Source organism: Amycolatopsis sp. FU40 (assembly GCF_021903635.1).
Taxonomy (GTDB): Bacteria; Actinomycetota; Actinomycetes; order Mycobacteriales; family Pseudonocardiaceae; genus Amycolatopsis; species Amycolatopsis dendrobii.
In genome coordinates this window covers 6,632,125-6,657,985 of sequence record NZ_CP091381.1, presented here as the reverse complement: position 1 = coordinate 6,657,985, position 25,861 = coordinate 6,632,125, and the positions used below count along the sequence as shown (strand labels likewise).

The 25,861-nt window shown below is 67.6% G+C and carries 29 protein-coding genes and 1 tRNA gene; 17 read left to right on the top strand and 13 right to left on the bottom strand.

Translation table 11 applies throughout. The features are described 5' to 3' along the window. The first annotated feature begins 54 nt into the window (after positions 1-54). Positions 55-1,044 (top strand): fumarylacetoacetate hydrolase family protein, encoded by a 990-nt coding sequence (locus L3Q65_RS31160; protein WP_237597339.1) that lies wholly within the window; start codon positions 55-57, stop codon positions 1,042-1,044. 9 nt (positions 1,045-1,053) lie between these two features. After that, positions 1,054-1,995 (top strand): MBL fold metallo-hydrolase, encoded by a 942-nt coding sequence (locus tag L3Q65_RS31155; RefSeq protein ID WP_237597338.1) that lies wholly within the window; start codon positions 1,054-1,056, stop codon positions 1,993-1,995. Positions 1,996-1,999: 4 nt separating this feature from the next. On the opposite strand, the gene L3Q65_RS31150 is transcribed toward L3Q65_RS31155, so the two are convergent. Beyond that, a complete protein-coding gene (locus L3Q65_RS31150; protein WP_237600963.1) occupies positions 2,000-2,383 on the bottom strand; it encodes a hypothetical protein in 384 nt (127 codons plus the stop codon). 93 nt (positions 2,384-2,476) lie between these two features. Beyond that, positions 2,477-3,664: a cytochrome P450 gene (locus tag L3Q65_RS31145; protein ID WP_237597337.1), complete on the bottom strand. Its 1,188-nt coding sequence runs from the start codon at positions 3,662-3,664 to the stop codon at positions 2,477-2,479. Positions 3,665-3,871: 207 nt separating this feature from the next. Here L3Q65_RS31145 and L3Q65_RS31140 point away from each other — a divergent pair, with 207 nt between their 5' ends. Further along, positions 3,872-4,222: an antibiotic biosynthesis monooxygenase gene (locus L3Q65_RS31140; protein ID WP_237597336.1), complete on the top strand. Its 351-nt coding sequence runs from the start codon at positions 3,872-3,874 to the stop codon at positions 4,220-4,222. On the opposite strand, the gene L3Q65_RS31135 is transcribed toward L3Q65_RS31140, so the two are convergent. Then, on the bottom strand, positions 4,219-4,818 hold the full coding sequence (locus L3Q65_RS31135) for a TetR/AcrR family transcriptional regulator (RefSeq protein ID WP_237597335.1): 600 nt from the start codon (positions 4,816-4,818) through the stop codon (positions 4,219-4,221). The two genes, L3Q65_RS31140 and L3Q65_RS31135, sit on opposite strands and share 4 nt — an antisense overlap. A 98-nt stretch (positions 4,819-4,916) precedes the next feature. Between L3Q65_RS31135 and L3Q65_RS31130 the strand changes: the two genes are divergently transcribed. After that, positions 4,917-5,921 (top strand): hypothetical protein, encoded by a 1,005-nt coding sequence (locus L3Q65_RS31130; protein WP_237597334.1) that lies wholly within the window; start codon positions 4,917-4,919, stop codon positions 5,919-5,921. Positions 5,922-5,953: 32 nt separating this feature from the next. Next, positions 5,954-7,267 (top strand): MFS transporter, encoded by a 1,314-nt coding sequence (locus tag L3Q65_RS31125; protein ID WP_182889634.1) that lies wholly within the window; start codon positions 5,954-5,956, stop codon positions 7,265-7,267. On the opposite strand, the gene L3Q65_RS31120 is transcribed toward L3Q65_RS31125, so the two are convergent. Together L3Q65_RS31120 and L3Q65_RS31115 are read right to left on the bottom strand one after the other, a co-directional pair. Beyond that, positions 7,268-7,930 carry a TetR/AcrR family transcriptional regulator gene (locus tag L3Q65_RS31120; RefSeq protein ID WP_182889635.1) on the bottom strand — a complete coding sequence of 221 codons (663 nt, stop codon included), beginning with the start codon at positions 7,928-7,930 and terminating at the stop codon, positions 7,268-7,270. Between the two features lie 55 nt (positions 7,931-7,985). After that, on the bottom strand, positions 7,986-8,618 hold the full coding sequence (locus L3Q65_RS31115) for a TetR/AcrR family transcriptional regulator (RefSeq protein ID WP_237597333.1): 633 nt from the start codon (positions 8,616-8,618) through the stop codon (positions 7,986-7,988). Positions 8,619-8,890: 272 nt separating this feature from the next. Between L3Q65_RS31115 and L3Q65_RS31110 the strand changes: the two genes are divergently transcribed. Further along, a complete protein-coding gene (locus tag L3Q65_RS31110; protein WP_182889637.1) occupies positions 8,891-9,895 on the top strand; it encodes a methyltransferase in 1,005 nt (334 codons plus the stop codon). Here the strand turns inward: L3Q65_RS31110 and L3Q65_RS31105 are convergent. Continuing rightward, positions 9,892-10,452 (bottom strand): TIGR03086 family metal-binding protein, encoded by a 561-nt coding sequence (locus tag L3Q65_RS31105; protein WP_237597332.1) that lies wholly within the window; start codon positions 10,450-10,452, stop codon positions 9,892-9,894. The genes L3Q65_RS31110 and L3Q65_RS31105 overlap by 4 nt on opposite strands. 74 nt (positions 10,453-10,526) lie before the next feature. Here L3Q65_RS31105 and L3Q65_RS31100 point away from each other — a divergent pair, with 74 nt between their 5' ends. Together L3Q65_RS31100 and L3Q65_RS31095 are read left to right on the top strand one after the other, a co-directional pair. After that, positions 10,527-11,486, top strand: coding sequence for an RNA polymerase subunit sigma-70 (locus tag L3Q65_RS31100; RefSeq protein WP_237597331.1), 960 nt, complete (start codon positions 10,527-10,529; stop codon positions 11,484-11,486). Next, positions 11,480-12,646 carry an AAA family ATPase gene (locus tag L3Q65_RS31095; protein ID WP_182889640.1) on the top strand — a complete coding sequence of 389 codons (1,167 nt, stop codon included), beginning with the start codon at positions 11,480-11,482 and terminating at the stop codon, positions 12,644-12,646. The genes L3Q65_RS31100 and L3Q65_RS31095 overlap by 7 nt, the downstream gene beginning before the upstream one ends. 86 nt (positions 12,647-12,732) lie before the next feature. On the opposite strand, the gene ftsW is transcribed toward L3Q65_RS31095, so the two are convergent. Continuing rightward, a complete protein-coding gene (gene ftsW, locus L3Q65_RS31090) occupies positions 12,733-14,001 on the bottom strand; it encodes a putative lipid II flippase FtsW (protein ID WP_182889641.1) in 1,269 nt (422 codons plus the stop codon). A 110-nt stretch (positions 14,002-14,111) separates the two neighbouring features. Continuing rightward, on the bottom strand, positions 14,112-15,353 hold the full coding sequence (locus tag L3Q65_RS31085; protein ID WP_237597330.1) for an LCP family protein: 1,242 nt from the start codon (positions 15,351-15,353) through the stop codon (positions 14,112-14,114). Between the two features lie 326 nt (positions 15,354-15,679). Between L3Q65_RS31085 and L3Q65_RS31080 the strand changes: the two genes are divergently transcribed. Then, positions 15,680-16,195, top strand: a complete 516-nt coding sequence (locus tag L3Q65_RS31080) for a pyridoxamine 5'-phosphate oxidase family protein (RefSeq protein WP_182889643.1) — start codon at positions 15,680-15,682, stop codon at positions 16,193-16,195. Between the two features lie 41 nt (positions 16,196-16,236). Continuing rightward, positions 16,237-17,106 carry an SDR family oxidoreductase gene (locus L3Q65_RS31075; RefSeq protein ID WP_237597329.1) on the top strand — a complete coding sequence of 290 codons (870 nt, stop codon included), beginning with the start codon at positions 16,237-16,239 and terminating at the stop codon, positions 17,104-17,106. 21 nt (positions 17,107-17,127) lie between these two features. Here the strand turns inward: L3Q65_RS31075 and L3Q65_RS31070 are convergent, their stop codons facing one another. Then, positions 17,128-17,874, bottom strand: coding sequence for an ABC transporter ATP-binding protein (locus L3Q65_RS31070; RefSeq protein WP_182889645.1), 747 nt, complete (start codon positions 17,872-17,874; stop codon positions 17,128-17,130). Between the two features lie 71 nt (positions 17,875-17,945). Between L3Q65_RS31070 and L3Q65_RS31065 the strand changes: the two genes are divergently transcribed. The 3 genes from L3Q65_RS31065 (at position 17,946) to L3Q65_RS31055 (ending at position 19,404) form a co-directional block, all read left to right on the top strand. Then, on the top strand, positions 17,946-18,566 hold the full coding sequence (locus L3Q65_RS31065; RefSeq protein WP_237597328.1) for a TetR/AcrR family transcriptional regulator: 621 nt from the start codon (positions 17,946-17,948) through the stop codon (positions 18,564-18,566). A gap of 16 nt (positions 18,567-18,582) precedes the next feature. Further along, positions 18,583-18,655 (top strand) — tRNA-Arg (locus tag L3Q65_RS31060). 371 nt (positions 18,656-19,026) lie between these two features. Beyond that, entirely contained in the window at positions 19,027-19,404 is a 378-nt protein-coding gene (locus tag L3Q65_RS31055) for a hypothetical protein (protein ID WP_237597327.1), read from the top strand. A 13-nt stretch (positions 19,405-19,417) separates the two neighbouring features. Here L3Q65_RS31055 and L3Q65_RS31050 read toward each other — a convergent pair whose 3' ends face one another. After that, on the bottom strand, positions 19,418-20,035 hold the full coding sequence (locus L3Q65_RS31050) for a DUF3159 domain-containing protein (protein ID WP_237597326.1): 618 nt from the start codon (positions 20,033-20,035) through the stop codon (positions 19,418-19,420). Then, on the bottom strand, positions 20,032-21,078 hold the full coding sequence (locus tag L3Q65_RS31045; RefSeq protein WP_237597325.1) for an NAD(P)/FAD-dependent oxidoreductase: 1,047 nt from the start codon (positions 21,076-21,078) through the stop codon (positions 20,032-20,034). The genes L3Q65_RS31050 and L3Q65_RS31045 overlap by 4 nt, the downstream gene beginning before the upstream one ends. A gap of 100 nt (positions 21,079-21,178) precedes the next feature. Here L3Q65_RS31045 and L3Q65_RS31040 point away from each other — a divergent pair, with 100 nt between their 5' ends. Both L3Q65_RS31040 and L3Q65_RS47415 read left to right on the top strand, forming a co-directional pair. Continuing rightward, entirely contained in the window at positions 21,179-21,766 is a 588-nt protein-coding gene (locus L3Q65_RS31040) for a TetR family transcriptional regulator (RefSeq protein ID WP_182889651.1), read from the top strand. A gap of 468 nt (positions 21,767-22,234) precedes the next feature. After that, positions 22,235-22,357 (top strand): hypothetical protein, encoded by a 123-nt coding sequence (locus tag L3Q65_RS47415; RefSeq protein ID WP_255751042.1) that lies wholly within the window; start codon positions 22,235-22,237, stop codon positions 22,355-22,357. A gap of 90 nt (positions 22,358-22,447) precedes the next feature. On the opposite strand, the gene L3Q65_RS31035 is transcribed toward L3Q65_RS47415, so the two are convergent. Beyond that, positions 22,448-22,678 (bottom strand): hypothetical protein, encoded by a 231-nt coding sequence (locus tag L3Q65_RS31035; protein ID WP_182889653.1) that lies wholly within the window; start codon positions 22,676-22,678, stop codon positions 22,448-22,450. A gap of 209 nt (positions 22,679-22,887) precedes the next feature. Then, a complete protein-coding gene (locus tag L3Q65_RS31030) occupies positions 22,888-24,075 on the bottom strand; it encodes an MFS transporter (RefSeq protein WP_237597324.1) in 1,188 nt (395 codons plus the stop codon). A gap of 481 nt (positions 24,076-24,556) precedes the next feature. Here L3Q65_RS31030 and L3Q65_RS31025 point away from each other — a divergent pair, with 481 nt between their 5' ends. Beyond that, positions 24,557-25,210 carry a response regulator transcription factor gene (locus tag L3Q65_RS31025; RefSeq protein ID WP_009083595.1) on the top strand — a complete coding sequence of 218 codons (654 nt, stop codon included), beginning with the start codon at positions 24,557-24,559 and terminating at the stop codon, positions 25,208-25,210. Positions 25,211-25,219: 9 nt separating this feature from the next. Continuing rightward, a complete protein-coding gene (locus tag L3Q65_RS31020; protein WP_182889654.1) occupies positions 25,220-25,840 on the top strand; it encodes a trimeric intracellular cation channel family protein in 621 nt (206 codons plus the stop codon). The last annotated feature ends 21 nt before the right edge of the window (positions 25,841-25,861 follow it).

Here is a 25,861-nt window from a genome sequence, read left to right as displayed (position 1 = left end):
GCGGCATAAATTGGACGCAGGTCCAAACTTATACTCCAGTTCAAGGAGGCGGCGATGCGGCTGGTCACCTACGAATCCGCGGGCGCGGCCAGGCTCGGTGTGCTGCATGGCGACGTCGTGGTGGATCCGGCGCGGGTCTTGCGGGCGGCGAAGGCCGGAGCCGAAGCCGCGACCGAGATGGTCGCCTTCTTCGAGGGCGGGGCGGAGGCGCGCGGAAGGGCTGAGCAGGCGCTTCAGCTCGCCGACGCAGCGACCGAAAAGGGCGAGGTCTTGGTCGACGAAGGTCGTCCAGCAGTCCTTCCGCGAGAGGAAGTCCGCCTGCTCGCGCCGGTGCCGAGGCCACGCCGGATCCGCGACTATCTGACCTATACGCAGCACGCCCAGGGCTCTGGCCTCGACGTTCCGCCTGCCTTCGCGGCGATGCCGATCTGCTACCAGGGCAACGTCGAGACGGTGATCGGGCCCGACGAGCCGTTGCTGTGGCCGTCCTACACCGCGCAGCTCGACTTCGAACTCGAACTGGGGTTCTTCACCTCCGGCGGCGGCCGGAACCTCACGCCAGCCGAGGCGGCCGGACGCATTGCCGGGGTCACGATCTTCAACGACGTCAGCGCCCGCGACATCCAGATGTTCGAGATGAGCATGACCATCGGTCCGTCCAAAGGAAAACACTTCTGCACCGCGATGGGGCCGTGCGTGCTCACCATGGACGAGGTCGACGAATGGGCGGTGCGGATGACGGCCGCGGTCAACGGTGAGGTCTGGGCATCGGGGTCCACAAAGGACCGCCAGTTCTCGTTCGCGGAAGTGCTCGCGTGGGCGTCGCTGGACGAAGACGTTTATCCCGGCGAGTTTTTCGGGCTCGGCACCGTGGGCGGCGGATGCGGGCTGGAACTGGACCGCTGGATCCAGCCGGGCGACGTGGTGGAACTCGCCGCATCTGGCGTCGGTGCGCTGCGAAACCCGGTGGGGCAACGGCAGATCGCGCCGGACGGTGCGGGAGTGGCTTCGTATCAGGGTGCACCTGAAGTGCACGTCCACTAGGAGGCAGGCATGCCCAACGATATTCCCTACACCAAAGGACATCACCGGCTCACCGAGCACTGTTCGGCCTGGCTGGTCCCGGACGGAACCTGGGGCTGGAGCAACGCCGGACTGATCGCCGGCACCGGAGAATCCCTCCTGGTCGACACGCTTTTCGACGTGCCGATGACCCGCGAGCTGCTCGACGGGCTTCGCGAAACCACAGTGGACAGTCCTATCAAGACAGTCGTGAACACGCACGCGAACGGAGACCACTGGTTCGGCAACGAACTGGTCGCCGACGCCTCCATCATCGCGTCCGAAGCCACGGCGGAAGAGATGCGCACCAACGGCCCCGACCTCATGCGCGGCCTGGTGGGTCAGGAAGGCCCGCTGGGCCGCTTCGCCCAGCACATCCTCCATCCGTTCGACTTCGACTCCATCACCGCGACCCCGGCGACCCGGACGTTCGCCGAGCAGCTGAAGCTCGACATCGGCGGCGTCGCGGTGGAAATCCGCTGCCTCGGCCCCGCACACACCGAGGGCGACAGCGTTGTGCTGGTCCCCGACGAGGGCGTGCTCTACGCGGGAGACCTGCTGTTCATCGGCGGCACCCCGATCACCTGGGCGGGACCGGTGACGAACTGGATCGCCGCCTGCGACGCGATGCTCAAGATGGACCCCGAGTTCGTCGTCCCCGGCCACGGCCCGGTCACCGACGCCGACGGCATCCGTTCGGTCCGCGATTACCTGCAGTGGGTGCAGGCCGAGGCCGCCGACCGGCACCGCCGGGGGATGACCTCGGAGGAGGCGATGCGGGACATCTCGCTGGGCCGGTTCGCGGACCTCGACGAACGGGGCCGCCTCGCGCAGAACGTGCTCGCGGTGTACTACGAACTCGACCCGGAGATGGAGCGCGTGGACACCCGCGAGGTGTTCCGCCGCATCGCGGAACTGGAAGGGTTCGCGTGAGCCGCTAGCCCGCCACGGTCAGGATCCCGAGCGCCAGCAGCACGAGCACTTTCACGGTTTCCGCGGCGAGGTAAACGAAATGCGCGCGGGAGCGCGGCAGCTCCACGCCTTCCGGGGCGGCGAGGACGCGGTCCGTCCGCCGGTTCAACGCCGGACGGACCGCCCCCAGTTGCCCGATCAGCACCACTGCCGCCACCGCCGCCAGCACCGTCACGGCGGTACCCGGCTGCCCGGCCATCACCGTGACCACGACCGCCGCCGCGAGCAGCACCTCGGCGATGTTCAAGGCGCGGAACACGATCCGGCCGATGCCGAGGCCGATCGGGATGGTGACCCCCGGCGCGCGGAACTTCAGCGGGGCTTCCAGGAACGAGATGGCGAGCACCATCCCGAACCAGACGAACGTGAAGGCGCCAATCAGAGCAATCGCATGCACAGCGCGGAAAACCTCGATTCCGGTGTTCGGCCCGCCGCTGCCAGGCTACTCCCGCCGCCAGGTCACCGGCAGCCGCACCGGACCGTAGATCGACGCGTCGTGCGGCAGGTCCACCTCGGCGAACGGCACCGCGAGCCGCAGGTCCGGGAACCGCGCGAACAGCCGGAACAACGCGATCCGCATCTCGACCCGCGCCAGCTGCTGCCCGAGACATTGGTGCACACCGTGGCCGAAGCCGAGCTGCCCGGTCGCCTTGCGCGTGACGTCAAGGCGGTCCGGGTCCGGGAACTTCTCCGGATCCCGGTTGGCGACCGGAAGCGACATGACGATCGGATCGCCCGCCTTGATCGTCACACCGCCGAGTTCGACGTCTTCGAGCGCGGTGCGGATCGGCCCGATGTGGATCACGCTGAGGTAGCGCATCAGTTCCTCGACCGTGCCCGCGGTGAGCTCCGGATCGGCCTTGAACTTCGCCAGCTGCTCCGGGTTCTCCAGCAGCGCCAGCGTGCCGAGCGCGATCATGTTGCGGGTCGTCTCGAATCCGGCGACCAGCAGCATCATGCCGATGTTGGCGAGTTCCTCGTCGGTCAGCTCCCCGCCGCGGACCAGGTCGGACAGCAGGTCGTCGCCCGGGTTCGCGCGCTTCTCCTCGATCTGCTCGGCGATGAACGCGACGACGCCCTGGGTCGCGTCGATCCGCTCGGCGATCGGCACGTCCTTCGAGAACATCGTGGTGGTGTAGCCGTCGAACTCGGCACGGCGTTCGTACGGCGCGCCGAGCAACTCGCAGATCACCAGCGACGGCACCGGCCGCGCAAACGCTTCCACCAGGTCGACCGGACCGTCCGCGGCGGCCATCGCGTCGAGGTGGGCATCGACGATCTCGGCGACGCGGTCCTCCAGCGTGCGCATCCGGTGCACGGTGAACGCCCCGGTGAGCAGCTTGCGGTAGCGGTGGTGGTCCGGGTCGTCCATCCCGGTGAACACCCCCGGGTCGGCGGGCTTCGGCGGCGGCAGCGGGCCGAAATCGAACGGAATCTTCGCCAGTTCCGCGCGTGCGGACATCCGTTTGTCCGCGAGCACCGCCCGTACTTCGTGGTACCCGGTGACGAACCAGCCTTGGGTGCCGTCCGGATACGTCAGCGGCTCGACCGGAGCTTGTGTGCGCTGGGCCGGCACCGGATCGAACGGACACGCGCCCCTTGCGAGCGGCAGTCCTGCCTGACGGGTCATCGTCGCTCCTTCCCCTCTGAATAGTTCAGAAGGTACACAGCTTTCATAAAGTTGTGAAGACAATGTTGGAGCTGAACGGCGAGTGGATGGGGAATCACCGGCCTGGCCTAGTGCTAGCACTGCTAGACAATCGAGCGGCAGCAGTGCTAGCGTCGAACCAGTATCTAGCAGCGCTAGATTCAGTCGACAGCAAGGAGAAGTGCCGGAATGGCCAAGTTGCAGAGCCTCGACCCGCACGCGCCGATGTTCGCTCAGTTCAAGGAGAAGACCGGGCAGATCGTCCTCGCCAACACCTTCGTCGTCCCGAAGGAGCGGACTGCCGAGTTCCTGGCGCTATTCCGGAAGCAGGCCGAGTTCATGAGGGCTCAGCCCGGATTCGTCTCGCTGCGGATGCACCAGGGAACGACGGGGAGTCAACTGCTGCTGAACGTCGCGGTCTGGGAATCGACCGAGGCGCTCGCCGCGGCGTTGAGCAACCCCGAATTCCAGCGGGTGGCGGCCGAGTTTCCCGACGACATCGTGTCGTACCCGCACATCTTCAAGGAGATCGCGGTCTAGTTCGCTTCCGCGGCGTCGAGCGCCGGAACGAGCGGGTCGAGCGTTCGCCGCAGCAGATCCGGCAGCGAGCCGGACACGACCACCAGGCCGTTGCCTGCCGGTTGCGTCCACTGCTCCAGTGCGACCCGGACTGCCGCGGCGACGGACGCGGCCAGCACGCGCGCGGTCCGCGGGTCGCCGACCCGGGCCGCGATCACCTCCTGCAGCGGGTCTTCGAGAGCGGCCGGAGCGTCGAGAAATGCCGTGCGCAGCCCGGGATCCGTGGTGATCAGCAGGAGGGCGTCGCGGCTCTGCCCGCCGGGATCCGTGTACTGCTCCGCGATCGCGTCGGGGATCGCCTCGGCCAGCCGGGTGTCCGGCGAGCGCTCGGCGACAGCGGCGGCGATCCGGTTCTCGCGGTCCGCGGTGACCGCCGCGACGATCGCTTCCTCGCGGCTGGAGAAGTAGTTGTTGTAAGTCCGCGGCGACACTCCGGCCGCTTCGGCGATGTCGTCGACGCGCACGTTCGCCGGCCCGTGTTCGATCGCCAGCCGCAGGGCTGCTTCGCGCAAGGCGACCCGAGTGGCCTGCTTCTTCCGTTCGCGCAATCCGGTCACCCGGTCAGTCTCGCAGGGTTCATGCGCCTACGCAAACTTGCGTGTACGCAAGTTTCGTGCGTAGGGTGGGCGGCGTCCCCGAACGAGAGGAAACCGCCATGCGCGGCAAGGGAATGACGTACGAGACCGGATTCGTCCGCAATGGACGGTCGTCGAGGGAGAGCTTCGAACCGGAGGTGGTGAAACGCGAACTGGCGATCATCCGCGACGACCTGCACTGCACCGCGGTGCACGTCGTCGGCGGCGATCCGGATCGGCTGGAGCAGGCCTCGCGGTGGGCCGCCGAACTGGGGCTGGAGGTGTGGGTCTCGCCGTATCCGCTGGAGCAGTCCCGCGACGAGATGCTCGCCCTTTTCGCCGACTGTGCCACCCGCGCGGAACGGTTGCGCGCCACCGGGGCGAAGGTCGTGTTCGTCACCGGCGTCGAGCTGAGCGTGATGAACGAAGGCTTCCTGCCGGGCAAGGACACCGCCGAACGCGTCAGCCTGCTGCTCGCCGAACCGGAGGGCCGCGCCGAACGGCTGGCCGAGGTGGGCAAACGGCTCGACCCGTTCCTCGACACCGCGGTCAAGATCGTGCGGGAACGGTTCCACGGCCCGGTCACCTACGCGTGCATCCAGTTCGAGCAGGTGGACTGGAGCCGGTTCGACTTCGTCACGGTGGAGCTCATCCGCTCCGCCGAGGTCGCCGACGTCTTCCAGCAAGGCGTGCGAACGCTGGTGGCGCAAGGGAAACCGGTCGCGATCACCGGCTTCGGCACGGCGACCTGGCGCGGATCCGGCGACGTCGCGCCGCGAAGCATGGAAATCGTCGAGTACGACAAGGACACCGGCGATCCGCTTCGCATCGACGGCGAGTACGAGCGGGACGAAGCCGGACAGGCCGCGTATCTGCGCGAGCTGCTGGAGATCTTCGACGCGGAGGGAGTGGACAGCGCGTTCGTGTTCCTGTTCGCGCTCTACAACTACCCCGGTGAGCTCGACCTCGCGAGCTTCGGGCTGGTGCGGATGCTGGAGGTCGGGTCGGGCACGGCGTACCCGGGGCTGAACTGGGAACCGAAGGAGGCGTTCGCGGCGGTCGCCGAGCATTACGCGAAACCTTGACTCAGCGGGGTCCGGGCGGGTGAGATCCGGACATGTCGACGAAGACGAGCGCACTGGGCAACCGGGTCATGGCCAAGGCGGCGGTACGGATCATGCCGCTGCTGATGCTGCTGTACTTCGTCAACTACCTGGACCGGGTCAACATCGGGTTCGCCGGTCCGAACGGGATGAACAAGGAACTCGGCCTCACCGCGACGGCGTTCGGGCTCGCGTCCGGGATCTTTTTCATCGGCTACCTGATCCTCGAGGTGCCGAGCAATCTCGCCCTGCACCGGTTCGGCGCGCGCCGCTGGATCGCGCGGATCATGATCACCTGGGGCGCGGTGGCCGTCGCGATGGCGTTCGTGCCGAATACCACGACGCTAGTGGTGCTGCGGTTCGTGCTCGGCGTTGCCGAAGCGGGGTTCTTCCCCGGCATCATTTTGTATCTGACGTACTGGTTCCCGGCGGCGCAGCGGGCGAAGGCGGTCGCGCTGTTCATGTGCGCGGTGCCGGTTTCGAGCGCGATCGGCTCGACCGTCTCCAGCCTGCTGATCAGCGGCGGGCACGGCATCTTCGGGCTGTCCGGCTGGCGGTTCATGTTCCTCGTCGAAGGCATTCCGGCGATCCTGCTGGCGGTCGTCACGTGGTTCTGCCTGAGCGACCGGCCGGAAACCGCGAAGTGGCTGTCGGCCGAGGAGCGCGACTGGCTCACCAGCGAACTCGACGCCGAACGCCGTGCCACGGAAGCCGAACACCACTGGCCGCTGCGGAAAGCGCTCACGCATCCGCGGATCCTGGGGCTGGCTTTCGTGTACTTCGCGGTGGTTTACGGCCTGTACGCGCTGGGCTTCTTCCTGCCGACGATCATCGCCGGGTTCGGCGAGGAGTTCGGCACGAAACTCACCGTGTTGCAGGCGGGTTTGGTGAACGCGATCCCGTACGTCGCGGGTGCGCTGGTGATGGTCCCGTGGGCGCGCCACGGCGACCGGACCGGGGAACGGACGTGGCACGTCGCGCTGCCGATGCTCGTCGGCGGCGCGGCGATCCCGGTCGCGCTGTACCTCGGAAACCCTTACGCCACCATGACCGCGGTCACCATCTGCGCGATGGGCGTGTGCGCGGCGCTGCCGACGTTCTGGGCACTGCCCTCGAACTTCCTGTCCGGCGCGGCGGCCGCGGGCGGGATTGCGTTGATCAACGCGCTGGGCAACCTGAGCGGGTTCGTCGCGCCGTACGTGACGGGCTGGCTGCGCGACTTGACCGGCACGCAGCGGACCGGTTTGTGGGTGGTCGGCGCGTGCATGGTCGCCGGAGCCGTGCTGGCAGTGGCGTTGGGGGCGAAGCCACGCGCGTCCCGCCGGTGATCAGCCGGCGCGGCGGACCCGGTCGGTCAGCACCTGTACTTCGGTCTCGAACAACGCGTCGGCGTCGAGGCCCATCGCGGTGAAGCCGCCGCCGATTTCGAGGCTGACAAAGCCATGCAGCCGCGACCACAACGCGACTGCCAGCTGATGGTTCTCGGTGTTCGCGCGCCGGGCGTCGAGCACTTCCTCGTTGTCATACGGCTTTCCGCCGGTGTCGGGGTCGTGCAACACCCCTAGCACCACGCCCATCAGCCCGCGGGCCGCGTCGGCGAGCGGTTTGGCGTGCGCGTCGTAGCCGGGGAACGGTGCCTTGAACAGCAATTCGTACCGGTGCGGCTCTTCGCGGGCCCAACCCCGGTAGGCGGCGGCCAGCAGCCGGATCCGCGCTTCCGCGTCCGGTGCGTCGGTGCCGAGAGCTTGCGCCATGGCCTCGCGGAGGTCGTTGTACGCGTCGATGACCAGGACGTTCAGCAGTTCGTCGCGGCTGGAGAAGTAGCGGTACAGCGCCGGGCCGGACACGCCGAGCTGCTTGGCGATGGCGTTGATGGAGATCGCCTGCGCGCCCCCCGCCGCGAGCTGGTCGAGTGCGGCGGATTTGACCTCCTCGCGCACCTGCTCGCGGAACCGTTCGCGCATCGGTTTGCGGGTGCCTGCTGCGGGCATCCCCACCTCCTTGACGACGCCCGACGGTAACATGGCCGATCGTTCGGAAGACCTTCTAACTGTTCATCCGGTCTTCGAAGGTCCGCTCGACCTCGTCGCGCTCGACAGCGGGACCAGGCACTTCGATCGGCCCCTCGGCCGCGAGGCCGTTGAGGAAGTGCGCGATCTGCCGTCTCGCCAGGTGAGTCCAGTCGAGAACGGACGCCTTCGGCTGCGTGAGCAGGGTGCTGAACGCGATGAGGTCGGTGGCGTTGACCGGACCGCGGATGCTGCCGTCCTCGCGGCCGGTCGCGAGGAAGAACTCGAGCCGTCGGTAAATCGACTTCCGGGCCGCTACCGCTTCCGGGGTGACCAGCGGAGGCGCGCCGTGCAGCGGAAGGACGAGCTGGTCGGCGATGTCCACGGTGCCTTCGAGGTAGCGGCGGACCTGCTCCAGGCCGGTGCTGTCGTCGTCGATCTGGTCGAGCAGGTTGTTGAGCAGGCCGTACGCGCGGTGCTCCAGCGCTTGGAGCAACGCGTCGCGGTCGGCGTAGCTGCGATAGAGCGTGCCGATCCCGAGACCGGCCTCGGCGGCGATGGTGGCCAGCGGGACATGCCGGCCTTCGCGAAGCATCGCCGCGGCAGCCGCGGACAGCAGCCGTTCACGGTTGGCCTCCGCGTCCTTGCGGACCTTGCGCGGGCGGGACATCGGTTCTCCTCGCGGTGCCTGGACACTGCCCGTCAGCTTAGGCTAGCTTGGATAAGCGGACGAAATAGTCCGGATCTTCTGTCAGGTTGTCTGCTTCCGGATTTCGTTGCCTTGCAGGGAGAATCGAAGACCGCTCTTCTTCGGTGCGATTGTGTCCACTGTGTACTCCGACCTCGCCGGCGAACGCTTCGGCCGGAGCGGGCGATCAGCCGTCCGGCTGGTTCGCGGAATTCGCCGATACCGCTGTATGCCCGGAAAATCGGTTGACCAGGATGGCAAAGTGGGGTCACGTGAGTGATGACGCGAACCACCTCCTCCGTGCTGCCAGTCTGGCGACCCCGATGGCGTTGCGAGTCGCGGTAACGCTCGGCTTGCCCGACCGGCTGCGCGCCCCTGGCACCGTCGACGATGTCGCCGCTGAACTGGATCTCTCGCCGATCGCGCTCGACGTCCTGCTCGGCCACCTGGTCACCCTCGGCGTGGTCGAGCGCACCGACGAGGGCTACCTGACGACCGCGTACGGCGCGAATCTCTGTCAGGACAAGGAAAACGGGGTAGCCAACCTCCTGCACCTGGACCGTGCCGCCGGTCGCGCCGAACTCGCTTTCGTCGAGTTGGCGCACAGCATCCGGACCGGCGAGGCGGCATACTCCCGTCGTTACGGCAAGGATTTCTGGGCCGATCTCGCCGAACAGCCGCATTTGCGGAAGTCCTTCGACCAGCAGATGACGAACCGGTTCCGCACGGAGATTCCGCAAGTGGTCGCCGGAATAGACTGGTCTTCTTTTGCCACGGTGGTCGACGTCGGCGGCGGTCGAGGAGATTTGCTCGCCGCGATCCTCGATGCCAATCCGAAATTGCGCGCCCACCTGATCGACCTCGAACCGACCGCGAGCGAGGCCCGCGCTGCCTTCGCTGCCCGCGGGCTCGCTGACCGGGTCGAGGTCCGCGGCGGCAGCTTCTTCGATCCACTTCCAGCTGGTGCGGATGCCTATGTCCTGGTGGACATCCTGCACAACTGGGACGACGAGAACGCTCGCCTCGTCCTGAAGCGGTGCGCGGAGGCGGCAGGACAGTCCGGCCGGATTCTCGCCATCGAAGCGGTCAGCGGAATTCACGCGCGCACCGAAATGGACTTGGTCATGCTGGTCCATTTCGGCGGCCGTGAACGACGGGTGGAAGAGTTCCGCACCCTCGCCGATTCGGCAGGTTTGGTCCTGGAATCGGCCATCCCGTTGACCGACCAGCGAGGTCTCCTGGAATTCCGCGTCGCCTAACGCGGCGACCGTCCGAGCAACGCGACCAGCCGATCCAACGGCGGCGCGTCCTCGGCGACCGGCACTGGCGGCGCGAACGGGCTTCGCTCCGGCGGAAGATCAGCGAGTTTCGCCGCACTGAACGCGATTTCCCGCTCCACCATGGCGTCGTCGAACTTCGCCTCCTGCCCAGTGGCGCGCGCGAGGTCCCAGCCGTGCACGAGTTCCTCGACGATCCGCAGCTGCACCGCGGCGATCCCCGGAACCGTCCCGGCTGGGACCTCGACAACCTGTTCCAGCACCCCCGGCTGCCGGAACGCCGCGAGCAGACCGGCAACGGCGTCCCGATAGGCCGCCACCGGGTCGTCGCCTAGCGCGTCGAAGGTACGAGGGTCCAGCGAGCCGCCCTCTTCGCCGCGCAGGACGGCGGTGAACAGCCGGTGCCCGAGGACCAGATGGTTCACCAGTTCGCGGACCGTCCACTCCGGGCACGGCGTCGGCGCGTCCCAGCGAGACACGCCCGCGACCAGCGCGCTGGTGGAATCGAGGACCGCGGCCAGATCGTCGACAGGGTTCATCGTTTCGCCTTTCTCAGGGGTCACCAGTACAGACACCGCCCGCCCCGGAAACGGAACGATGGCAGGATGCGAGAGTGGGCCAGGACATCCTCGATCGCGCACGCGCCGGAGACGCGCACGCCTTCCGCGAGCTGGTCGAGCCCTATCGGCACGAGCTGCAAGTGCACTGCTACCGCATCCTCGGTTCCCTCACCGACGCCGAAGATCTCCTGCAAGAGACCCTTCTCGCCGCCTGGCGCGGGCTGGACGGCTACGCCGGTCGCGCGTCCGTGCGCTCCTGGCTGTACCGGATCGCCACCAACCGCTGCCTCAACGCCCTCCGCGACGCCGGCCGTCGCGTCCCGGCCGAACCGTCGCCGCCGTTCACCCCGACCGAGCCCACGCGCCGTACCGAAGTGACCTGCCTGCAGCCCGCCCCGGACGACCCCGCCACGCAGTACAGCGCCAAGGAAACCTTCGAGTTGGCATTCGTCGGGGCCTTGCAGAAACTCCCGCCGCGCCAAGCCGCCGTCCTCGTGCTCCGGGACGTGCTCGACTACTCGACCGCCGAGGTCGCGGACCTGCTGGACACCAGCTCCACCGCGGTCAAAGGCGCCCTGCAACGTGCGCGAGCCCAGCTGCGGCAGACCGTCGAACCTGCTCCGCCAGCACCGCGCGAACGGGAGATCGCGCAACGGTTCGCGGACGCGTTCAGCGAGGGCGACGTCGAAGGAGTAGTCGCCCTCCTGACCGACGACGGCTGGCTCGCCATGCCGCCCGCTCCGCATGAGTACGTCGGCCGCGAAGCCGTCACCGCGTTCCTCACCAGGTTCGGGCAATGGCGCGGCACCCGACGGTTCCGGCTGCTCCCGACGCGTGCCAACACCCAGCCAGCCTTCGCCTGCTACCTCACGGAACCCGACGGAACGGTGGGTTATCCCGCCGGAATCCTCGTCCTCGCACCGTGGGGCGACCGAATCCGCACCGTCACGTGGTTCCTCGAACCCGAGTTGTTCCCGCGCTTCGGCCAGCCCGCGGAGGTGACGGTGTGCTGACCACCCTGGCGATCCAGAACTACCGCTCGCTGCGTGACCTGGTGCTGCCGCTTTCGCAGCTGACCGTGATCGTCGGCGCGAACGGCACCGGCAAGTCGAGCCTGTACCGCGCACTACGCCTGCTAGCCGACGCGGGCCGCAACGGCGCAGTCGCGGCCCTTGCCGGAGAAGGCGGCCTGCCGTCAACGCTGTGGGCGGGCCCGGAAAAGATCGGCCGCGCCGTCCGCGAGGGCCGGTCACCAGTGCAACCCTTGCAACGAACCACCGCGGTCGGCCTGCGACTCGGCTATTCCGGCGACGAATTCGGCTACGCCCTGGATTTCGGCCTGCCCGTGCCCAGCCGCGAGCCCTCTCCAACGGCTTTCAACCTGGACCCGGAATACAAACGCGAATGCGTCTGGCACGGCCCAGTACTGCGCCCGTCCGCGCTGCTGGCCGACCGCTCCGGTACGAGAGTCCGCATCCGCGACGAGTCCGGGGCCTGGGTCGAAAGCGGCCACTCGATCGCCCTCACCGACAGCATGCTGAGCGAATTCGCCGACCCTCGCCTCTGCCCGGAACTCCTGATCGTCCGAGACCGAGTCCGCGCGTGGCGGTTCTACGACCACTTCCGCACCGACGCCGACGCCCCAGGGAGGCAAAGCCGCATCGGCACCCGAACCTGGGCCCTGGACCACGACGGCGGCGACCTGGCCGCGGCCCTGCGCACCATCCAGGAATCCGCCGACGCCGACGCCCTGACCGCCGCAATCGACGACGCGTTCCCCGGCTCGTCGGTGGAAATAGCCACCACCGACGGCCGCTTCGACCTCCGGTTCCACCAACACGGTCTGCTCCGCCCCCTCAGCGCCGCCGAACTCTCCGACGGAACCCTGCGCTTCTTGCTGTGGGCCGCGGCTTTGCTCAGCCCGCGCCCGCCGGAGCTGCTGGTGCTGAACGAACCGGAAACGAGCCTGCACCCGGACCTGCTGCCAGCGCTGGCCGCGTTGATCACCGCTGCGGCGAAGAAAACGCAACTGCTGGTGGTGTCGCACTCCCAGCTGCTGGTGCGGTTTCTCGAGGACGCTTCGGTTTTGGAGCTGGAGAAGGACTTTGGTGCGACTGTGGTGGCTGGGCAGGGGAGGTTGGACCAACCGGCTTGGCATTGGCCGAAACGGTGAAACCTGGCGTGATGGCGAGAAAACGCTCGCCGGGGTCAGCCCGCAGCCGTCAACCCGCGTCCCGGCACCCGGCGAGCGCACCTTGATCAGCGAGGCCGAACTGGTCGACGCGCACGAGTCGGCTTTCCCGGCGTCCGGACCGGCCGGTACGGCTCCGGCACCGGCAACCGCAGGATCCGCCCGATCTTCCCCGGCCCCAGATGGTTCAAGTCCGCCACCGCCGCGGGTTCGTGCCGGGCACAACTGGCGAGCACGCCGAACAGGAACATGGTCACGATCAGCGACGTCCCGCCGTACGACACCAGCGGCAGCGTCACCCCGGTCACCGGGAGCGCGTTCACCACGTACCCGATGTTGACCGCCGCCTGCGCCACCAGCAACACGGTGATCGTCGCGGCGACGATGCGGATCCACGGGTCGAGGTTGCGCGTCGCGATCCGCAGGCCGACCAGCGCGAGCCCGCCGAACAGCAGCAGCACCACCGCGCAGCCGAGGAAGCCGAGTTCCTCGCCGATCAGCGCGAAAATGAAGTCGTTCTGCACGTTCGGCAGGTACTTCCACTTCGACGCGCCCTGGCCGAGCCCGACCCCGAACAACCCGCCCTCGGCGAGCGCGTACTGCGCCTGCACCGCTTGGTACCCGGCACCGGAGGTGTCCGCGTCGGGGGAGAGGAACGACAGCACGCGTGCGAGCCGGTAGTCCGCGACCAGCGCGAGCACCACGAATCCGGCCACTCCGCCGGCCAGCAGCGCGCCGAAGAGGCGTCCCGGCGCGCCGGAGAACCACAGCAGCGACAGCAGCACGATGCCGAGCGAGATCGTCCCGCTGAGGTTCGGCTGCGCCATGACCAGGGCGAACATCAGCAGCGCGACCGGCACGAGCGGCACCAGCAGGTGTCGCCAGTGGTGCAGCAGCCGGGCTTTCACCACGAGAATGTGCGCGCCCCACAGGGTCAACGCGACCTTCGCGACCTCGACCGGTTGCAGCGTCAGCGGTCCGAGCGCGAACCACCGCTGCGCGCCGTTCACCTTCGCGCCGAGCGGGGTGAGCACGAGCGCGAGCATCGCCAGTGTCACGAGCATCAGCATCGGCGAGAGGGACCTGATCCGCCGCAACGGAACCCGCAGCCCGGCCCACAGGGCGACCAGGCCGATGAGGACGAAAATGACGTGTTTCTGGAACGTGCTGTACACGCCGCCCGGCTGCGCCGAGGACGCCGACAGCACCATGATCACGCCGAGCAGCGTGAGCAGCCCGCACAGCGCGAGCACGAGGTGGAACGACGCCAGCGGCCGGGAGAGCCAGCCGACGATCGCGACCGGAACCCGGGTTCGTCTGTTCCGTGTCGTAGCCACTCGCGCACCGCCGTCCGCCGATTTTCGGCGCGGGGAATGAACGCGCCGGGCCGATTATGCCCTAACCGTCCTGATAGGACATTGAGGCGCGCGGGGTTTCCTCGCTGAAGTTATTTCACACAAGGGATTCCGCCGCCGCTCAACGCGGGCGGGGGAGCGGGAACGCTGCTGCTGTGCGTCATCGGGGTCACATACGCGGCCGGCGTCGGCACCGGAGCACCGCTCAGCAGTTGCGCGACCAGGGACTGAATTTGCCCGGTATTCACGAAGTTGACGTCTTCGCCGGACGGGCTCTTGCCGAAATGATCGACCGGAAGAGTCACGAAACTGACATTCCCGCCGGTCAGGCTGGATGCTTGCTTCGCGAGCGCGAGCAGGTCCAGCGAACTGTCGACCGCGGTGTTCTGCTTCGCGACGTCCATGATCCCTTGGAGTTTCGCCGGATTCGTGAAAGTCCCGCCCTGTTTGAGCTGATAGGCCAGCGAGGCGATGAACGCCTGTTGCCTGCGTTCACGGTCGAGGTCGGTGAAATTGAGCGAAGGATGCACGTTGTCGCGGCGCTGCCGGACGAATTCGACGGCCTGTTCGGCGCTGATCTCCTGCTGGCCCGCGCGGAAATTCGCGCCCGAGTAGCTGTCCTGGGTGTCCTCGTTGAGGCACACCGTGATCGGCTGGACGACCTGGGCGATCTCGAAGAACGCCACGAGGGTGACCTCGACGAAATGGTCGATCGGGACGTCGCCGAGGAATTTCCGCACGGTGTCGATTTCCGCCCGGCGGCCCGCGTCCCGGGCCTGCTGCTCGCGCTGGGACTTGTCGGTGACATTCTGCGAGACGAGCTGTTTGGCCTTTTCGTCGAACGCCAGCCCGTATGCCTGTTTGATCTTGCCCTTGCACACGTTGTCCGGACAGCCCGCCAGCGGAACGTAATCGTCGCGCGGAATCGAGATCGAGGTCGCCTTGCCGCCGTCGCCGGGGACGTGCAGCAGCATCAGCACATTGGCGTTGTAGCCGCCGTCCTGCTGGTCCCCGGCGTGCAGCGAGTTGTAGATGTCCTTCGGCAGCGGGTTGCCGTTCTCGTCGAGCCGTGAATCGAGGCCCATGATGAGGATGTTGGTGTCGCCGCCGCTGGAGGTCGACTGCCCGTCGAGCACGTCGGAAACCTGCAGCCCGGACACGACGCCGTGGTAGGCCGCCCAGCCGTACCCGGTCAGCGAGAGCGTCAACGCGGCCGCGAGGGCCAGCGCGACCCGGCCGGTGATCCGCCTTCGCCGGGCCGCGGCGCGGGCGGCGACGCCACGTGCCGCCGCACTGCGGGATGCGGCGGCACGTCTGTCGTGAGGGTCGGTCATCAGGCCTTCCGGTGCCGGGGCGTCATGGTTAACCACTGTTCTGCACACACGCTGTGTACACGCTGAGAACGAAGCTCACGCAGAGTTAACCCAGAGCCGGTAGACCGGGCTTCACGACGACGAGTGTCATCGTCCGCGCCTCCCGCCTCTCCGGGCTCTGGAGGTACTCAACGCCATCCGCCGGATAACTGTCAATCACTTGTACAAGTGTTTTAGTCATCAGTGTGGCTCAGGTCACTGCCGAGGTAATGTCGAGAACGCCGTCCCGGCTCCGTCCCCGCAGCACCTGGCCGACAGCGAGGCCGCAGACCGAGAAGGAGACCGTCATGGAACCGCAGGAAGTCGCCGAGGTCCTGAACCGCCCGTACAGCCGTGAGCTGCTCGCCCGTGACATCGCCCGGCTGGCCTACGTCGCGAAGGACGGCACGCCGCGCAGCGTCCCGATCGCGTTCAGCTGGAATGGTGCTGAGATCGTCCTGTGCACCACCAAGAACGCTCCGAAACTGCCGTCGCTGCGGGCGAACCCGATGGTCGCGCTGACCATCGACACCGAATCGCATCCGCCGAAGATCCTCCTCGTCCGCGGCCGCGTCGAGCTGGACTACGTCGACGGAATCCCGGATGAGTACCTCGAAATGAACGGCTCCTACGAGATGACGGCCGAGCAGCGGGTCGAATGGGAGGCCGAAATCCGCTCGCTGTACGTCGACGGCATGGTCCGCGTCGTGGTCACGCCGACCTGGGCGAAGCTCATCGACTTCGAAACCACGCTGCCTTCGGCGGTCGCGGAACTGGTGCAGCGCCGGGCCGAGGCGGAAGCTGTCCCGGCGGACGGTCGCTGATCCACTAGACTGCCTCGTCTTACACGCGAAGGCGGGGGCGCATGATTCTGGTGACGGGTGCGAGCGGCAACGTGGGATCGGCGCTGGTCAAGCAGTTGCGCGCGGCCGAGGTGCCGTTCCGGGCCGCTTACCATTCCGCCGAGAAGGCCAAGAAAGCCGCCGCGGACGGAATTGACGCGGTCACCGTCGAAATGTCCGATCCGGCCACCGTGCAACCGGCGCTGGCCGGGGTGTCGAAGGTGTTCCTGCTGGGCGCGATGAGCCCCGGGCAGACCGGCAACGAGTCCAATGTGGTCGAAGCCGCCGTGTCCGCCGGGGTCTCGCACGTGGTGAAACAGTCGCTGTGGCGGGCGGACGAGGAACTCACGCCGATCGCCCGGCTGCACCGTCCGGTCGAGCGGATGCTGGAAACCTCGCCGCTGTCCTGGACATTTCTCCGGGCGAACTTCTATCTCCAGGCGTTCTCCGGAAACTGGGCCGGAACCATCCGCTCCGGGAATTTCTTCGCCAGCCCGCTGATCCGCGGCCCGATCGCCTTCGTGGACGCCGAAGACGTTGCCCGCGTGGCGTTTCGATCGCTGACCGAGGACGGCCACGCAGGCAAGGCGTACGCGCTCAGCGGTCCCGAGGCGCTGACGTACGACGAGGCCGCGGCAGTGCTGTCCGAAGTGCTCGGCCGTCCGATCGCATACCGCGGAATGTCGAACGAGCAAGCACTTTCCGCGTTGGCCGAAGCCGGAATGTCCTCGTTTCACGCCAGGGCGCTGGTCGAGGTGTGCAATACGTACCTGGACGGCGGCGCGGAAACCGTGACCTCGACGGTCGAGGACGTCACCGGCCAGCGGCCGCGGAGCTTCCGCGAGTTCGCGACGGCGCACCGGCATTGTTTCGAGGAAACACAAGGCAACTGAGCGCGGACTGTCGCTCCCGCGCTAAGCCGCAGGCTTCCCGCTGTAGGCGGCAAGGACCTCGGACAACGAACCGTGCTGCCGGACCTGCCCCTCGTCCATCCACAGCGCGGTATCGCAAAACTCCGCGAGCAGTTCGTCGGAGTGATTCGCGAACACCAGAATCCCCGACCGCCGAACCAGGTCCTTGAGCCGATCGCGCGCCTTGGCGAGGAACGCGGCGTCGACCGCGCCGAGTCCCTCGTCGAGCAGCAGAATCTCCGGATCGATCGTGGTCACCACCCCGAGCGCGAGCCGCACCCGCATGCCGGCCGAGTAGGTGCGCAACGGCAGTTCGAGATAGTCGCCCAGTTCAGTGAACTCCGCGATCTCCTCGACCCGCTTGGCCATCTGCCGCCGGCTCATCCCCAGAAAGAGCCCCTGGATCAGGATGTTCTCGAGCCCGGACACCTCCGGGTCCAGTCCGACCCCGAGGTCGAACACCGGCGCGACCCGCCCCGTGACCTTCCGGCCGCCGCGGGTCGGCTCGTAGATCCCGGACAACAATCGCAACAACGTGGACTTCCCAGCCCCGTTATGCCCCACCAGCCCGACCCGATCACCCTCGCCAAGCCGGAACGACACGTCCCGCAGCGCCTCGATCACCGGCACCTTCGCTCCGCCGTCGATCTTGCCCCCGACCTTCCCGAGCACGCGCTTCTTCAACGACCGGGTCTTGGCGTCGAAGATCGGAAAGTCGACGTAGGCGTTGCGCACCTCGATGCTGACCATGGCTCCCCCTCCTGGATGCGAACCGAAATTATCATTCGCATATGCGCGACGCTACCAGTAACGTGCCGCGAGTGAGCGAGACGAGCGAGGGCTTCCGCCCGCCGCAACAAGCCCGCAGCCGCGCCGCGCTGCAGAAACTCCTGACCGCCGCCGAACAAGTCCTCGCCGAGCAGGGCTTGGAGTCCTTCACTGTCGCCGCGGTGGCCTCGCGAGCAGGCATGTCGGTCGGCACGATCTACCGTCGCTTCGACGGCAAGGAACAACTGCTGCGCGCCGTCAAGGACCGGCTGTTGACCGAGCTGGAAACCAGCGTCCGAGACGCTCTCCGCTCAGCGCCCCCGGACCTCCGCTCGATCATCACCGCCTTCGTAACGGCCCTGGCGCAGACCTTCGAGGAACACGACCGGATCTTCCCGGAACTCCTGGACGCCCAACGCTCCGACGGCCGAGACCGCGGTCTGGCCGCCCTGTCCGCGATCCAAGACGCCCTGCTGGAAGCCCTGCCGCTCACCCCGCCGGAGGTCGAGAGCCTGAAAATGGCCGCCCGAACGATCATCGGCGCCTGCGTCCACCGCGCCGCGACCAGCAGATTCTGGCCGGACGACCGTCCATGGGAAACGTGGGCGGAGGAGGCGGCGGAGATGGCACTGGCGTACCTGACCTCACCGCCCGCGGGCCCCGCTAGGATGTAGCCTGCAACGCACGACGGCCCTCGTAGCTCAGGGGATAGAGCACGGCTCTCCTAAAGCCGGTGTCGCAGGTTCGAATCCTGCCGGGGGCACATCTTTGCTGGTCATTGAGGTGTCCCGGGGCTCATTTTCGCCGAGCCCATGCTTAACTCTCGTCCTTGGGCGGTTCGATGTCCCGCCCGTTCGCCGAGCGCGGGACCGGCATCCTCGCCGACCACGCCGCGCTCCATGTAGTCCTGCTGATGCCTTCGTGGTCCGCGACCTCCCTGGCCGTCAGGCCGGCGGTGTCTAGCACGGCGGCGACATAGCGTCGGAAGTCGTGCGGATGCAGACCCTTGAACGGCGTGCCACTGGCGTGGCCACTGTGTTCGGAGTTTCCTTTCATGTTCAAGGCGCGCGCCGCTTCGGGCCGGGCAAGGAAAAGCCGTACCGCGCAATCACATGACAGCTCTACGCTGCTCGAATGCACTCCGAGATGACCTGGCGAGCGGGCGAGGTGTCGCTTGCGATTCAAGCTGCTCCCAGTCGGGACGGCTTCCAGCAGGTCGTCATCAGCGCTACCCGTGAAGGTTTCAGCGCTGTCCGCGATTCCTGGCTTGACGCAGGTGACCTTGAGCGGTTCGCTGACGAAGTTGACCGCATGTGGCAGGACCTGGCCGGTACTGCCGAACTCAATGGCGATTACCGCGTTGACTTTTCGGTCAAGCTAGCCATGAGAAGGGGCGGGCATGTCGACATCGAGATCGAGATCAACCAGCCGTGGGCAAGTCTGCGGATCGAAGCGGAGACCGACCAGACCTACCTGCCCGCTCTCCGCGACGGTTTGCTCGCAATACGTTGACGGCCAAGCAAACTCAGCGGGCCAACGCACCCTGGGCCCGCAAAAACCGCCAGCAAAGATAACCGCAGACTCCCGCTGCCGGGGCGCCGCTCAGCAAGGTGGCGATCGCCAGCGGAGTCACCAGCCCGCGCGTGTACAGCGGCACCAACACCGCGGTGACGACAACGAACTTCGCCAAGAAGATCCCCGTGCACAGCTGATAATGCCGTCGTTGCAAGGGGTCCCGACGCCAACCGAACCGTTCCCCTCGCATTGCTCCCAGCACTACTCCGACCAATGGCAACCGCACGAGGATCGACAGCAGGAACACAGCGCCTCCGGCCACCTGCATGAGCACCGCGGGCAGGTAGAAGTCGACTGCCTGCCCAGTGCGCCCGGCCAGCAAAGCGGACAATCCCGTGATCGCCAAGCCGATCACCGCCTGCCAGTACTTTCGGTCGGTGAACACGCGTATCACGGCGAACACCACCACTCCGCCGACCGCGATTAGTTCGGCGGTCAGGATTTCACCAGTCACCAGGTAGGCGATCAGGAACACCACCCGCGACGCGACCCCTTCGGCGACCGTTCGCCACCCGCCCACCGCAGCGAACAAGGACAACGACTTCTCGGTCAGAAGCGCGAGTCTCATCGACGCGCCTTGGCCGGGACGGGCACGGACGTGCGCATCGTGTCTTCGTAGGAGCCGATCGCGTCGAGCAGGGGGAGTTGCCCGCGGTCCGCTTCGGCCAGTGCGAGGCAAAGGCGGTGCGCATCTCGCATGGCGAGGTTGCCGCCGAAGCCCGGAGCTAGATGGATGGCATCGCCGAGGACCGTCACCGGGCTCGCGGGCCAGGCGGGGATCGGTGGGATCGTCCCGGTGCGCAGTTCGGACGTCATCTCTGGCCACGCTTTATCGACGATCCGTTGGAAGGCGCGAGGAAGATCCCCGGCCGGGCTGGGCAAAGCCCACATCAGGTAGTCATCAAGGGCGACCGCGCTGTGGGGCAGGGCGGGCAGAAACCGTTGTCGCGCCACGGTTGGCGGCGAGGTGAATCGCAGCGCTGCCACCACCATCGTGGTGTCTGGTATCCGTGCGACGGCGGGGTTGTCGCCGATCAGGTCGGGCAATTCCGGTGTCAGGCGCAGAGCGGTCGCGCCCATGAGCATGCGTCGTCCGGTGTCGATCACCTGTGCCTGCGGCAGGTATTGCCGACGGACTGCGGAGCCGATCCCGTCCGCGCCGACCAGGACATCGGCAGTGTCGGTGCTGCCATCGGCGAACCAAGCCCGGACCAGGCCGTCCGGAAGTTGCTCGAATCGCGTGAACTCGGTCCCGAAGCGAACCTCCAATCCGGTCAGCAGGATCGCTCGCAGCAACGGACGATGCGCCTGCCGCCCAGGCCTCGCGACGGATGGCTCAACTCCGACGACGGCTAGGGATCCGTCCACTTCGGACAGCGAGAGAGTCTGCTCGCGTGGGCCGCCCATGGTGGCGTCGATCATCGCGACGTGCGCCGAGGGCAGGCAACCCTGCAGCGCCGCGGTGCCTCGGTCGTCGACGTGCAGGCTTACTCCTTGCGTCCGGCCCCGCGCGCCGTCTCGCTCGTATACGGCTACGTCGATCCCCGCCCGGCGCAGTCCCTGTGCGAGCGTCAAGCCGCCCAGACCTGCGCCGATCACGATCACTTTCATCGCAACCCCGTTTCTTCATCGCTGATGAAGTTCAGGCTAGCGCGGCTCGCCGGTAAACTCCACCAATGATGAAGAAAACTCGGCTAGACTCGCCGGGGCGATGACAGAACAGAGTTCCCCCGCCCGGCCCGGACGCTGGCGAAGCGGGGCGGAGAGCAAGCAGCGGATCCTGGACGCGGCACGTGCGCTGTTCCGGGAGCACGGCTACGGCGGCACCACGGTGCGCGCGGTCGCGGGCGAGGCGGGGGTCGACCCCGGGATGGTGTTCTACTTTTTCGGCACCAAACAGGGCCTCTTCGCGGCGGCGATCGAGATGTCCGCCCAGGTCCCGCCCGCTCTCGAGGAAGTCTTCGCCGGCGGGCTCGACGGCCTCGGCGAGCGCATCGTCCGGACTCTCGTGAAGAACCTGGACGCCTCGGGCCGGACCCCACTGGCCATGCTCAGCCGAGCAGGCGATCCAGCCGACGCCCTTCTCCGCGAATACATCGACCGGGAGATCACCGGGCGGCTGGCGAACCTGCTGGACACCCCGGACGCCGCGTTCCGGGCGGGCATGGTCAACGTCCAGCTCCTGGGCATCGCCGTGGCGAGGTATGTCGTGCGGATCGAGCCGATGGCGTCAGCGTCAATCGACGAGCTGGTCAGCCGGTTCGGACCGCTCGTGCAGCGCTGCTTGACGGACGGCTGAGCGGCGGTGCTGGAAGCGCCGATACCTGTCGAGAAGCTCAGGCTGGTCGACGCTGCCGGAATCGACCACAGCATCCTGGTCATCCCCGAGCAGCAGTCGTTTCACCGGAACCTCCAGCTTCTTCCGGGCCCGAGTATGCGGAATCCCTGGCGCGGCAATGACCTCGTCCGGAACATGCCGTGCCGAAGCGCCTCGGCGGATGGCCGCGAGGATCCGTTGCCGCAGCGGCTCATCGAGACGGGCTCCGTCGGTCAGCGTGACGAACAACGGCATCCAGTACCCGCCGTCGTCCAGTTCAACGCCGACGCCGGCTGCGCGTGGAGGCGCTCAAAGGGGACTACGACGCCAGCAGCGGCGTCCTGCGCGAATCCCTCGCGCACGGCACCATCGAATGGGAGTCCGACCTGCTCGCGGGCGCGCGCCTCAAGCGAAGACAGCCATCGGGACGTCGCGGCGGAGCATCGGCTGATGTGCGAGCGCGCGATCGAGCGAGACGTCGCGGGCACGGTCGATGCCCTGCGGGACCACATCGAGCTGACTACGAAGCTGCTGCTCGACGGGTATCAGAGCCGGGAACCGGACGGCGAATAGCGGCGGCCATGCCTCAAGTTTTGCCACCGCCTGGACTTGGCTCCAAGACTGGTTCGCTATCCGGCGATAACCTGACGGCATGGTTGAGGCCTACTGGCTGCCTCGTTCGACCAGGTACTGCTCCTTGAGCTCCGGATAGCTGAGGTCGGCCGGGAACTCGTCCTCGGACAGCAAGCCGATCGCCCAGGGAACCGGGCAGGGCGAACTGTGCTCGGGTTCGGGGCACAGCAGGAGCTTGACCTGCTCGATCAGCTCTCGCGCCTGGTCTTCGGTCGCGTAGATGCCCACCCTGATCTCAAAAGTCTTGCGTTCGTCCGTCATCGCGCGGCCTTCCCTCGTCCTGTCCAGCAATAGCGAGCGGGATGGCTTGGTGGCAAACGGTTTTCTCGACTCCGGCCCGGGCGCGGGCGATAAACGCCGCTCCGTCAATATCCGTGTCGGCGGCAGCCGGACGTTCCAGCTCGCCGCGGTCGAGGGCGAGCCGGATCGCGCGGTGGTGAAGGATCACCGCACGCGCATCGACCGGCTGTTCACGGCACTGCGCGACGGCGTCGTGGCGCGCTGGCGAGCAGGACGAGCGCTGCGGCCGCAGTGCAGATCGCGAGTGCGGTGCCGGGTGTCGTGGTTTCTGTCGTCGCGCCGAGGAAACCCGAGCCAGCGGCGGCACCGAGGTTGACTGCGGTGTTGATCCAGCTGCTCGCTTCGGTCCGCACGGTGGGATCGGTGCGAGCGTCAGCCGCGAGGTACCCGACGATGAGCAGCGGCGCGATGAAGCCGCCCGCGATGCCGATGCCGACGACGAGCACTGGCGTGGACCCGATGAGCCCAGCCGTCGCGCTGACGCCGATCAGCGCTGCTCCGAGAACGAGCAGCTGTCGCTCGACCGGCATTCGCGGAGTGAGGCGGCCGTACAGCAAACCGCCGAGCGCGCTGGCCCCCGCGAACAGGGCCAAGACGACGCCCGGGAGAACCGCGGAACCCTCGGCTGTCCCCATGGCTGGTGCCACGATCTCGACCGCGCCGAGGATGATTCCCGGTGCCATGATGGCGACCACCACCGGGAGAAATCCGGGCGACCGCAAAGGTTTCGGCGCTTCCGCGGTTCGCTTGGCGCGGTGTCCGCGCTGTTGCCGGGACAGCGGACTGAGCACGAAAAGGCCACTGCCCGTGGCGACGAAGCCGGCCGAGACGTAAAGCGCCAGCGTCGGGTCCGCGAGCGCGGTGAGGACCGCGGAGGTCAAGGGCCCAACAGCGAAAATCAGCTCTTCGGCGACCGCGTCCAGGCTCAACCCGCGAGTGCGCAGCGGTCCGCTGACAAGCGCCGCCGACCACACGACGCGCATAGTCGATCCGAACGGCGGAAGCGACAACCCCGCGACTGCGCCAAGGCTCAGCAAGAACGGCAACGGCGCGCCCGGATTCGCGGCGAACACCACGAGGGTCGTCGTGTGGACCGCGCCCAGTGCGGACAGGACCGCTGTCTGGCCGAAACGGTCGACGGCGCGCGCTCGCCAGGGTGTCGCAACGACGTTGGCGATTCCCAGCACGGCCGTGACGGCTCCGGCGGCGGCGAACGATCCGCTGCCGGATTCGAGGAGGAACACGAGCGCGAGCCCGGACATCGCCAGCGACGACCGGCCAAGGATGCTCGGCAGGAAGGAGCGCACCACCTGGGGCTGGCGCAGCGCGGTCCAATAGGAAAGATGTTCAGTTGACACGTCGTTCTCCAGTGCACAGCGCGACTCGATGCGCGCGGCTGACGGGGTCCCGCGCCGAAAACGGCGCGCTGAGACCCGCCCGGGCCGGTGCTGGATCTGCGAGGGGCGGGTCGCAGGACCGTCAGCTGAAGAGGACGATGAACTGGAACATCGCCGCGACCGTATCAGTGGCGGAGCGCCTGGCGGTCACCTTTTTCGCGCGGACTCCCGGCTGGTTCGGCGGCTTCCCGAACCAGCCGAGGGTGTGCGGCCGATGAACATCCGCTTCTTCTGGATCGGTTACGCAACTCGGCGGTGCCCACCCGAAGAAGTCACTCAAGTGGGTGACCAGCAACAGGGTCGACTGCTGTTCTCGGCCGCTCCGGTGGACCAGTCGAGTCACCTGGTCGTGTCTGGTTTCGAAACCGTGAACAACAGTAGGTAATCTTCCGTAACGGGTGCGGGGAGCCGCCTCCAACCCACGGTCTGCCGGAGGGCTTCGTTGATCAAGCTCATGTTCGCCGACGACGAGGAACTAGTTCGGTCGGGGCTGCGCGCCATGATGTCCGGGGCGTCGGACATCGAGATCGTGGGCGAGGCAAGCGACGGCAGATCGGCGGTCGAGGTCGCCCGTCGCTATCACCCCGACGTCGCGCTGCTCGACATCAAGATGCGCGCCCCTGACGACGGCATTCGCGCGCTTCGGGCCATTCTCGCGCTGCCCGATCCGCCGACCGTCGCCATGCTCACCACCTTCGACATCGACGAGTACGTCAGCCTCGCGCTGCGGCTCGGCGCCAACGGCTTCCTGCTGAAGGACATCGACCCGGCGGCGCTGCTGCGGGCCGTGCGCGACCTGGCCAAGGGCGGTGCCGTCCTCGACCCGGGCGTGGCGGTGCGCATGGTGCAGAGCCACCGCGATGAGCAGCGGGCCGCACAGCCGGCGCGCAAGCTGCTGGCCTCGCTGTCCGAACGCGAACGCGAGGTCGTCGCGCTGATCGGGCAGGGCCTGTCGAACGCCGAGATCGGCGGCCGGCTGCACCTGTCCGAGGCGACGGTGAAGGGCTACGTCTCGGCGGTGCTGTCGAAGATCGGCGCGGCCAACCGGGTGCAGGCCGCGCTGCTGGCCTACCGCGGCGGGCTTCTCGACCAGTAGAACCAGCACATGCTGCTGACCGCGCTCGAGTTCCTCGGGCTGGTGGCGTTCGCGGCGTCCGGGGCGCTGGCCGCGGTCCGGGCGCGGCTGGACGTGTTCGGGGTCGTCGTGGTCGGCCTGACCACGGCGCTCGGCGGCGGCATCATCCGCGACGTGCTCCTCGGCATCCATCCGCCGACGTCCCTGCGCAACTGGCCGTACCTGGCCGTCTGCGCGGTGACGGCGCTGGTCGTGTTCGCCTTCCACCCGCAGGTCGCCCGGCTGCGGCACGCGGTGCTGCTCGCGGACGCGGTGGGGCTCGGAGTGTTCGCCACAGCAGGCACGACGCTGGCGCTCAACGCGGGCGCGACCGGATACGCCGCCTGCCTGATCGGCATGACCAGCGGCATCGGCGGCGGTGCGGTCCGCGACCTGCTGCTGCGGGAGATCCCGCTCGTGCTGCGCAAGGAGATCTACGCGATGGCCGCGCTGACCGGCGCGGTATGCGTCTGGGCGGGCCACGCGCTGAACCTTCCGGCCGGTGCGGTCACGACCGGGTCGGCGGTGGTCGTGGTCGCGATCCGCGTGCTCACGCTCTGGCGACACTGGAACGCTCCGGTCGCCCGGCCGCCGGAAGAGCGCTCGTTGTGATTTTCGCTTCCGCGATCCCCG